Below are 9,679 nucleotides of genomic sequence, written 5' to 3' on the forward strand. Positions count from 1 at the left end.
GTAAAAATGCTGTTCAGGAATAAAAAATGGCCGACGAAAGCGCCGGCCATTGATTTCACAGAGATGTTATAATTTTAACATAACCTTTTTATAATGACAGGAAGACCCCGGCAATTGTTGCACTCATCAGGTTAGACAGCGTACCTGCTGCAACAGCTTTCAAACCTAACTGCGCAATATCATGACGGCGGCTTGGAGCCATGCTTCCAAGGCCACCAATCAGGATAGCGATAGAAGAAAGGTTAGCAAAACCACACAGTGCGAAGGAAATAATTGCTTTGGTGTGGGAGGACAGAACTTGCAGGCCTGCTGCTGCAACGGTCGCGTCATCTTTCAGGTATTCACCGAAGTTCAGATACGCGACAAATTCGTTGATGATAAGCTTCTGGCCGATAAAGGAACCTGCAACGTTAGCTTCGCTCCACGGAACACCGATAACCCACGCCAGCGGTGAGAACACCCAGCCCAGAATCAATTCCATAGACAGTTGCGGGTAGTTGAACCAACCGCCAATCCCAGAAAGCATACCGTTAAGCAGTGCAATCAAAGCCACAAACGCCAGCAACATTGCACCTACGTTCAGAGCCAACTGCATACCAGAAGCCGCACCGGATGCCGCTGCATCCAGCACGTTTGCTGGGCGATCCGGATCATTTTTCAATGACTCCAGTTCAGGTGCATCGTTTGGTGTTTCAGTTTCAGGCAGGATGATTTTAGCGAACAGTAAGCCGCCTGGTGCTGCCATGAAGGACGCGGCAATCAGATATTCTAGTGGCACGCCCATTTGCGCGTAACCCGCCAATACCGAACCTGCAACGGATGCCAAACCACCACACATTACTGCGAACAGCTCTGAACGCGTCATTGTGGCGATATAAGGGCGAACAACCAGTGGCGCTTCAGTCTGACCAACAAAGATGTTTGCTGTTGCAGACAGGGATTCTGTACGCGACGTTTTCAGAATCTTGCGCAGGCCACCGCCGAGAATACGAATAACTAACTGCATGATGCCCAGGTAGTAAAGCACAGCAATCAGAGAAGAGAAGAAGACGATAATTGGCAGAACGCGCAGTGCGAAAACAAAACCGCCGCCGCCAAAAACTTCAAACATTTTGTCCGAAACCAACCCACCGAAGAGGAAGGAAATACCAGCGTTACCGTAAGCGATAACGTTAGCTACCCCTTCGGACATTGCCAGCAGGACTTGACGACCGACCGGAACATACAGGATCAACGCCCCGATACCGACCTGAATAATCCATGCACCCAATACGGTACGAAGATTAATCGCTTTGCGATTACTGGAAAGTAAAACGGCGATCAGCAGCAGAACGATCATGCCGATCAAACCCATGAGTAGTTGCATACAGAATCCCTGTGTATTGATTGAAATAAGAAAACCAAGCTAAAAGCCAACAGCCGGCGGGATTATAGCGTTACCAGGCCCACCAAATGCTATGGCAATCACGTATTTCTACAAATCGAGGGAAACGTTTATCTTATAAAGTGAGCATCATCACATTTTGTTACTGACTATTTGATTTCGAATAATTCGTGGCAGTTATGAATAAAAGCATTTGCCATAACATCTGAAGGTTCTGAACGAAGTGTACATAGCATTTGAAAAACTTCAGCAATGCGTTCTGGACGGTTGGGTTGCCCTTGCCATCCATTAAGAGGCATATCGGGAGCATCCGTTTCCAGTACTAATGCGCTGAGAGGTAAACGCGCTATCACATCGCGTGTTTTACTTGCTCGCGGATAGGTTATCGTCCCACCGACACCAATCTTGTAGCCTAATGCCACGAAACGCTCCGCCTGTTGCAAACTGCCTGAAAAACCATGCACAACGCCGGTTCGAGGTAAGTCGTGACGTTTTAAGTGGGCTGCGAGTTTGTCATGTGTACGACGCGAATGGAGGATAACGGGTAGATCGTAACGTTTTGCCAGCTTTAGCTGAGCATCCAGCATCGCTTCTTGTTTATCAAAAAGCGGGTTTTCCATATAGAGATCAAGGCCAATCTCACCAATCGCCACCAGTTTTTGTCGGCGTTGTTGCAGATAATACTCGAGCAACGACAGCGAGGCGTCCTGGTGCTTATGAATCATAATTGGATGCAAGCCCAGTGCGGCATACAGTGCCGAATAATTGTCTGCCAGTGCCAGAACCGTGGCAAAACGGTCGGCTTCAATGGCCGGTACAATAATTTTCTCTACACCCGACTGTGCGGCAAGCGCAAGGCTATGGGGTTCATCGTCGCGAAACGGGGGGAAATCGAAGTGACAGTGGGTATCGTAAAACATCATCGTCACGCCGAATCCTCATTATTAAAGGTGGAATCGTTCGCTTCTGGAGTCTCAATGACCGCTTTGGATAAAGGTTCCTGAGTCACCACTGGAGAAGGGACGACAACTGAGCCTGGCACAACAATCCGCGGATGATGGCGCTTGATTGGCGGTTGAGCCACCAACATTCTACCCACGGTTGCAAGGAAATAGCGTCCACATAATCTACCCGTTTTATAGTCCGTGTTCAGCGCGGGTAAACGGCTCCCAAGCGCCATACTCATCAGCGGTTTTGGCGGATAGATCTCGAAGATACGCAGTTTTCCTGGAGGCTTATCAATAAAGCTCTGTATCTCGCGATAGCTGGCTTCATGATGATTCACCAGGTTTAGCAGCGGTTGCAGACTGCTGTCGCCAAGCCAGCGCTCCATGCGTTTAAACCATTCAGGCGTGTAATACATTTGCGAAGGTACAGTGCGAATAACCACCAGAGTATCGGCCCCCAGGCGCACCGCTTCTCTCACCGGAATCGCATCACTGATTCCGCCATCCTGGTATCCGATACCGTCAATTTCAACACCGCTGCGGTAAAAACCAGGAATCGCACTGGAGGCTTTAAGTATATTCAGCCAGTTAGCACTGTCAGGGGAAAAATAACCCGGCGTATAGTCATCGCTACGACAGGCGCACATATAAAATGCTTTACCGGATTCAAACAGTTTTTCGGCGGTCGATATTGAGAGCGGAATTTTGGTGGCGGTAGCCTCTACGAGCCAGTCGAGATCGATGAGATGGCCGCCGCGCACAAAGCGCAAGGGGTCAAAAAAGTCACGCGTCGTCGTAAAACGGGTAATCACCCTTCGGGCATAACCAGGCTGGTGACAAACATAAGCCGAAAGGTTTTGTGCACCCGCAGAGGTGCCTAAGAAGAGATCGAACGGGTTGAAATTTGCGCGCATAAACTCGTCCAGCACACCGGCTGTAAATATCCCACGCTGCCCGCCGCCTTCACAAACAATGGCGAGTTTACCGGGACGAAACGTTTTTAGCGCAAGCGGCGTTATGTTGCCGAGCGTAACGGGTATGCGTTGTCCCACCCTGCTTCCCTAAGTTCTAAGTTTTTATGTAGTTTGAATACGCGAGAGCCAGTCTAAATGAAAATAGACTGGCTCTCTGGTCTGTTCTCTAAAATAGTATAGACCCTAAATAATTCGAGTTGTGGGTAGGCGGCCAGGGAACTTATTCCCAGGAGCTTACTAAGGTAAGTGACTGGGGTAAGTGAGTGTAGCCAACACCCCCACAACTTGAAGTATGACGGGTATAGCACGCTACGGGCGTTTTCGACCCATAAACAGGCTTACCAGGAACAGAATAATACCTACCACGAAGACAATTTTTGCAGCGCCTGCCGCGGTACCCGCGAGAGTACCAAAACCCAGTGCTGCTGCAATCAACGCAATGACCAGAAAAATAATGCCCCAACGAAACATAAGCTTCTCCTTAACCATAGTGAACCCGAATCGCTTCTGGATGAGTGCGAGACACGCACTCATTGGCGATATATGAGTAACGATGTTGCTGACCTACTCCCCCGGCGATGCCTGAGGAGAAAGTTTGTGTATGCTCTTTGTTACTTCACTTTCAGGTCGTTTTTGACGCTTGAAACGCCATCGACTGCTTTTGCGATACTTTCAGCTCGCGAAGATTGCGCATTCGAATCTACAGTGCCTGATAGCTGAACAACGCCGTCGGTAGTTTCCACTTTCACTTTGCGTGAAGGGACGAGGTCATCCGCTAAAAGTTTAGCTTTGATTTCACTGGTGGTTGCGGTGTCACCCGCATAACCGCTGGCGGATTGACTGCCAGCATCACGCACATGGAGTTTGTCGCTCACGGAAGAAACCCCTTCCACGCCTTTAGCTACTGTTACTGCCTGTTCAGCCTGAGCCTGGCTTTCAACAAATCCACTTAACGTCACCACTTTTTTTTCAGTTTTCACTGAGATATCGGTACTTTTGATCGCTTCGTTATCGACGAGAGCAGCTTTTACCTTCGCGGTGATTGCACTGTCATCCATGAAATTACCGACGTCTTTTACAGAACTATCAATTTTTTCACCTGCTGTGTTTGCTGTAGATTCCGTCTTGTTCAGCATAGTGTCTTCAGCTAACGCACTACCGCTCGCCAACACAGAGCCAAGAACAACAGCCAACAGAGTTTTAGAAATCTTAGTCGTAGTCATAGTCATCGATTAATTCCTATAGTTTTGCTCACAATTTGAGCGCAAGCCTTATCGTAATGGCTTTCCTTAAAAACCAGGCCAGTGATACAGCCTAAAAATTTTCCGTTCAGCTTTTAATAGCGCCAATCAAAATCGGGATAATCAAACCTGCCAAAAACCTTATACTTCATGGCATATTCGACCAGCCAATTTGTCATTGCTTTGTTAAATATAGACAACAATCACGGAATTGCATGGTAGGAATGGTTGAAAAACAGGCAGGCGAGGGCGAAATACGGGAAATTAAGAACATTCCGTAAGGGATTAATAAGACGGGGAAAGTAGCAGGACGCGACGGCTGCCGCGCCCTGAGAGACGATTAGTGCTCGCGGGTTTTACGGAACGTAACTTCCGGGTAACGATCTTGTGTCAGGTTCAGGTTGACCATAGTTGGAGCAATATAAGCGAGGTTATCGCCACCATCGAGAGCCAACTGCATTTCGTTTTTCCGTTTGAATTCTTCAAACTTCTTCACGTCAGTGCTTTCAACCCAACGGGCAGTCGAAACGTTGACCGACTCATAAATGGCTTCAACGTTATATTCACTTTTCAGACGCGCTACAACCACGTCAAACTGCAGCACACCCACCGCACCAACAATCAAGTCATTGTTAGCAATAGGACGGAATACCTGTACCGCGCCTTCTTCAGAAAGCTGCACCAAGCCTTTAAGCAACTGTTTCTGTTTCAACGGGTCACGCAGGCGAATACGGCGGAACAGTTCCGGCGCGAAGTTCGGAATGCCGGTGAACTTCATCATTTCACCTTGGGTGAAGGTATCGCCGATCTGGATGGTGCCGTGGTTATGCAAGCCGATGATATCGCCAGGGTAAGCTTCTTCAACATGCGAACGGTCACCTGCCATAAAGGTCAGAGCGTCAGAAATCACCACGTCTTTACCGGTACGAACCTGGCGCAATTTCATGCCTTTTTCGTACTTACCGGAAACCACACGCATGAACGCAACGCGGTCGCGGTGTTTCGGGTCCATGTTGGCCTGAATCTTAAAGACGAAGCCGGTGAATTTATCTTCCGCAGCCTGAACTTCACGGGTATCCGTTTTGCGCGGCATCGGCGCCGGAGCCCAGTCAATCAGGCCATCAAGCATATGGTCAACACCGAAGTTACCCAACGCAGTACCGAAGAAGACAGGAGTCAGCTCGCCTTCAAGGAACAGCTCACGATCAAACTCGTGGGAAGCGCCCTGTACCAGTTCCAGCTCATCACGCAGTTGGGCTGCAAGATCTTCACCCACAGCGGCGTCAAGCTCAGGGTTATCTAACCCTTTCACAATACGCACTTCCTGAATGGTGTGGCCTTTACCGGTCTGGTAGAGATAAATTTCGTCTTTATAAAGGTGATATACACCTTTAAACAATTTGCCGCAGCCGATTGGCCAGGTGATAGGTGAACAAGCGATTTTCAGCTCACGTTCAACTTCATCCATCACTTCCATTGGATCACGGATATCGCGGTCCAATTTGTTCATAAAAGTGAGAATTGGCGTATCGCGCAGACGAGTAACTTCCATCAGCTTACGGGTACGATCTTCAACACCTTTCGCAGCGTCGATAACCATCAGACAGCAGTCAACGGCGGTCAGAGTACGGTAAGTATCTTCGGAGAAGTCTTCGTGCCCCGGGGTGTCGAGCAGGTTGACCAGGCAATCATGATACGGGAATTGCATAACCGATGTGGTAATCGAAATACCACGCTGCTTTTCCATTTCCATCCAGTCAGATTTAGCATGCTGGTTAGAGCCACGGCCTTTCACGGTACCCGCAGTCTGAATTGCCTGTCCGAACAACAGCACTTTTTCAGTGATGGTCGTTTTACCGGCATCGGGGTGAGAAATGATCGCAAAAGTGCGGCGTTTCCCCACTTCTTGCAAAAAAGGAGACAAAGTCATAATGAAATCTTCTGTGAATTGCGCACAGTCATGGCTGCGCGGCAAATGAACGTTACCTGACGGCTATTTTACCCATCAGGTCAGGTTTAACAATCAATGTGGTACCCAAAATAATTCGAGCTGCATTGAGGCGGTAAGTGATTCGGGTGAATGAATGCAGCCAACAAAGATGCAACTTGAAATATGGCGGGTAGATGCAATCATCAATTACACAACAGTAGCTCCAGTTCACTTAGTGAGGTCACTTCCCATGTTGGCGCGATGCCTTCTGGCAAGTTTCGTCCGTGGGCGTTGAGCCAGCAGGTCGCAATCCCTGCATTCATGCCGCCCAAAATATCTGACTCCGCCGTGTCGCCTACCATCAATACGCGGTCGCGCGGTGGATTGCCCATTTGCTCAAAAGCATAATCAAAAATTTTACTATCTGGCTTCGCAACACCAACTTGCTCGGAAATCACCAGCAAATCGAAATAGTCTCGTAGACCTGTGCGCTCGAGGCGAATTTGCTGCAATGCAGTAAAACCATTGGTAATAATGCCTATTTTTACTTTATTTTTTAGTGCATTAAGCAAAGAAACCGCACCGGGCAAGGGCGCGCAAATTTCGGCCATAGCATTGAGAAAAGCCGCATTCAGGTCGCCGGCAGGCACTGACAATCTTTCCGACCATCCCTCAAAACGCTGATGCTGTAACTGAAGCGCACTAATGGCACCGTTCTGGTAATCGACCCATAAAGGTTTGTTAACGGCCTGGTAATCCTGGAAATCCTCAGCGTTAAAGGTCACGCTATAATCGAGAAACATCCGCTGTAAGCCGCCAAAAGCGTCAAAGGTAAACAACGTTTCGTCAGCATCAAATAAAATCCAGTCCCAGTTCATTTCCACACCTTTCGTTTTAACCTATTGGCAATGCCATGATGACAGCGTCTTCCCTGCCCTCTTTTGTCGGGTAGTAGTTACGACGAATTGTCGCCTCGTTAAAGCCCAGACTTTCGTAAAGTGCAATCGCTGCTCGGTTGGAGGCACGCACTTCAAGCCACAGGGTAAACACATCTCGCGCTTCCAGCTCGCTGATTAAATGCTCCAGCAACTGACGACCTAAACCCTGGCGTTGATAAGCAGGATCGACCGCAATATTGAATAACGTCGCCTCATCAAGCACGACTTGTGTCACAGCAAATGCCGCCATTTTACCGTCAACATCCAGACGGAAATTTAAATAGCGTTCACCTTCATTACTGGCGAAGGTTTTTTCACTCCATGGGAAAGCATGGCTGCGAAGTTCAATGGCGTAAGCCGCCGCTAAGTCACTTGTGGTGAGGGAAGAAATCGTGTTCATGTTCGCAAATTTGCTGCCACAGCGCCTGCCGAGCGGCGCCATTATGATAAAGCTCGTTTAATTCGGGGGTCGCTAACTGCGCGCCAGGAATGGGGAGCGGTTCACTCACACCCAACCGCCAACTATTACAGCGGCTTTCATCTGGCAGCATCGCGGCCCGTTCTGGCGTTAATTGCATGACCTGCTGAGCATCCAGGTTCAAGCTGCGCAAAACATCTGTAACCAGCGGATCGCTTAAATCAGGCAGATCTTCGGCGATCATCAGTAACTTAACGTTTTTATGCAGTGAGACTGCAATTTCGCCCTGCAACGCGGCCGGGCGTCGCAGCTCCCACTGGGTAATGCCCAGTTGTTGTAACAACCAGTCACGTCGCAAAGGTATATGAGACATAGCGAAACCCGATAGAGAGTGCCAATTGGGGCGCAAATATAGCAAATTCATCGAATGTGCGCCATTAAAGCTCTTTTACGCAAATTAATCGGAGTTGCAGCAAGGCGACAAGGGAGCTCATCCCGATGAGCTTACTTTTGGGTAAGTGATTCGGGTGAGTGAGTGCAGTTAACGCCGCTGCAACTTCGAGTAAGAAGTGTATAATCCCGGTTCTGATTTTCCAGGAGTAATTTGATGACTGCGTTAACCCCGGCAAGTGAAGTGCTACTGCGCCATAGCGATGATTTTACCGAAAGCCGCGTGCTGTTTGCCGGTGACTTACAAGACGATCTGCCAGCCCGTTTTGAAACGGCAGCAAGTCGCGTTCATACCCAGCAATTTCACCACTGGCAGGTATTAAGCGCTCAAATGGGCGAAGATGCACAATACGGTCTGGTGGCTGATGCCAGCACAATTGGCGACTGTAATACCCTGGTTTATTACTGGCCGAAGAACAAGCCAGAAGCACAGTTCCAGTTAATGAATATCCTGTCGTTAATGCCGATTGGCAGCGACATTTTTGTCGTGGGTGAAAACCGCAGTGGTGTACGTAGCGCTGAGCAAATGCTCGCCGAATTCAGCCCACTCAATAAAATTGATAGTGCGCGTCGTTGCGGTTTCTATCATGGCAGCCTGGAGAAACAGCCGGAATTTGATGAACATTCCTGGTGGGATGAGTATCAACACGAAGGTCTGAACGTGAAAACACTGCCAGGCGTATTTAGCCGCGACGGCCTGGATACCGGCAGTAAATTACTGCTTTCCACGTTAACTCCGCATACCAAAGGTAAAGTGCTGGATGTGGGTTGTGGCGCAGGTGTGTTAGCTGTTTCACTCGCTAAGCACTCTCCAAAAGTTCGTCTGACATTAAGCGATGTTTCCGCTCCAGCCGTTGAAGCTAGCCGCGCAACGCTTGCTGCTAACGGTATTGAAGGCGAGGTTATCGCCAGCAACGTCTATTCCGAAGTGAATGGTCGTTTTGACATGATTATTTCTAACCCACCTTTCCACGATGGCCTGCAAACTAGCCTTGATGCTGCACACCAACTGATTCGTGGCGCGATTCGCCACCTGAGTGTTGGTGGTGAATTACGCATTGTGGCAAACGCCTTCCTCGCGTATCCAGACGTGCTGGATGAAACGTTTGGTAACCACGAAGTGATCGCACAGACGGGTCGTTTCAAAGTTTACCGCTCTGTCGTTGTTCGTGGGGCAAAGAAGAAGCGCTAACACACGCAGTGCCGCTTTTTACAGCGATTAGAAATGCGGCACCAAATTAACTGTTGACGACGCGCTGAAAACATCTAGAATGCGCCTCCGTGGTTACAATACTTCGGTATTGTGGGTATGCGAAGGTGGCGGAATTGGTAGACGCGCTAGCTTCAGGTGTTAGTGTTCTTACGGACGTGAGGGTTCAAGTCCCTCTCTTCGCACC

10 protein-coding genes and 1 tRNA gene are annotated in these 9,679 nt (G+C 49.0%); 2 read left to right on the top strand and 9 right to left on the bottom strand.

Features of this window, described 5'->3' with window-relative positions:
• Window positions 1-88: 88 nt before the first annotated feature.
• From FH968_RS17000 to FH968_RS17040, 9 genes are all read right to left on the bottom strand, one after another.
• Window positions 89-1,366, bottom strand: coding sequence for a NupC/NupG family nucleoside CNT transporter (locus tag FH968_RS17000; protein ID WP_139881709.1), 1,278 nt, complete (start codon window positions 1,364-1,366; stop codon window positions 89-91).
• 167 nt (window positions 1,367-1,533) lie between these two features.
• Window positions 1,534-2,313 carry a TatD family hydrolase gene (locus FH968_RS17005; RefSeq protein WP_139881711.1) on the bottom strand — a complete coding sequence of 260 codons (780 nt, stop codon included), beginning with the start codon at window positions 2,311-2,313 and terminating at the stop codon, window positions 1,534-1,536.
• Complete coding sequence (locus FH968_RS17010; RefSeq protein WP_139881713.1) at window positions 2,310-3,383, bottom strand: patatin family protein; 1,074 nt, start codon at window positions 3,381-3,383, stop codon at window positions 2,310-2,312. Before FH968_RS17010 ends, FH968_RS17005 begins: the two co-directional genes overlap by 4 nt.
• 231 nt (window positions 3,384-3,614) lie before the next feature.
• Window positions 3,615-3,776, bottom strand: a complete 162-nt coding sequence (locus FH968_RS17015) for a DUF1328 domain-containing protein (protein WP_064513877.1) — start codon at window positions 3,774-3,776, stop codon at window positions 3,615-3,617.
• Window positions 3,777-3,916: 140 nt separating this feature from the next.
• Complete coding sequence (osmY, locus tag FH968_RS17020; protein WP_139881715.1) at window positions 3,917-4,534, bottom strand: molecular chaperone OsmY; 618 nt, start codon at window positions 4,532-4,534, stop codon at window positions 3,917-3,919.
• 352 nt (window positions 4,535-4,886) lie between these two features.
• Window positions 4,887-6,476, bottom strand: a complete 1,590-nt coding sequence (gene prfC / locus FH968_RS17025; protein WP_139881717.1) for a peptide chain release factor 3 — start codon at window positions 6,474-6,476, stop codon at window positions 4,887-4,889.
• Between the two features lie 203 nt (window positions 6,477-6,679).
• A complete protein-coding gene (gene yjjG, locus FH968_RS17030) occupies window positions 6,680-7,354 on the bottom strand; it encodes a pyrimidine 5'-nucleotidase (protein ID WP_139881719.1) in 675 nt (224 codons plus the stop codon).
• A 16-nt stretch (window positions 7,355-7,370) separates the two neighbouring features.
• Complete coding sequence (gene rimI / locus FH968_RS17035; protein ID WP_139881721.1) at window positions 7,371-7,814, bottom strand: ribosomal protein S18-alanine N-acetyltransferase; 444 nt, start codon at window positions 7,812-7,814, stop codon at window positions 7,371-7,373.
• Complete coding sequence (locus FH968_RS17040) at window positions 7,783-8,196, bottom strand: DNA polymerase III subunit psi (protein WP_189389172.1); 414 nt, start codon at window positions 8,194-8,196, stop codon at window positions 7,783-7,785. Before FH968_RS17040 ends, rimI begins: the two co-directional genes overlap by 32 nt.
• Window positions 8,197-8,439: 243 nt before the next feature.
• Here FH968_RS17040 and rsmC point away from each other — a divergent pair, with 243 nt between their 5' ends.
• Together rsmC and FH968_RS17050 are read left to right on the top strand one after the other, a co-directional pair.
• Window positions 8,440-9,474 (top strand): 16S rRNA (guanine(1207)-N(2))-methyltransferase RsmC, encoded by a 1,035-nt coding sequence (gene rsmC / locus FH968_RS17045; protein ID WP_139881725.1) that lies wholly within the window; start codon window positions 8,440-8,442, stop codon window positions 9,472-9,474.
• 119 nt (window positions 9,475-9,593) lie between these two features.
• Window positions 9,594-9,677 (top strand) — tRNA-Leu (locus tag FH968_RS17050).
• Window positions 9,678-9,679 lie beyond the last annotated feature (2 nt).

Origin of the sequence: Buttiauxella sp. B2 (assembly GCF_006376615.1) — a bacterium.
Lineage (GTDB): Bacteria > Pseudomonadota > Gammaproteobacteria > Enterobacterales > Enterobacteriaceae > Buttiauxella.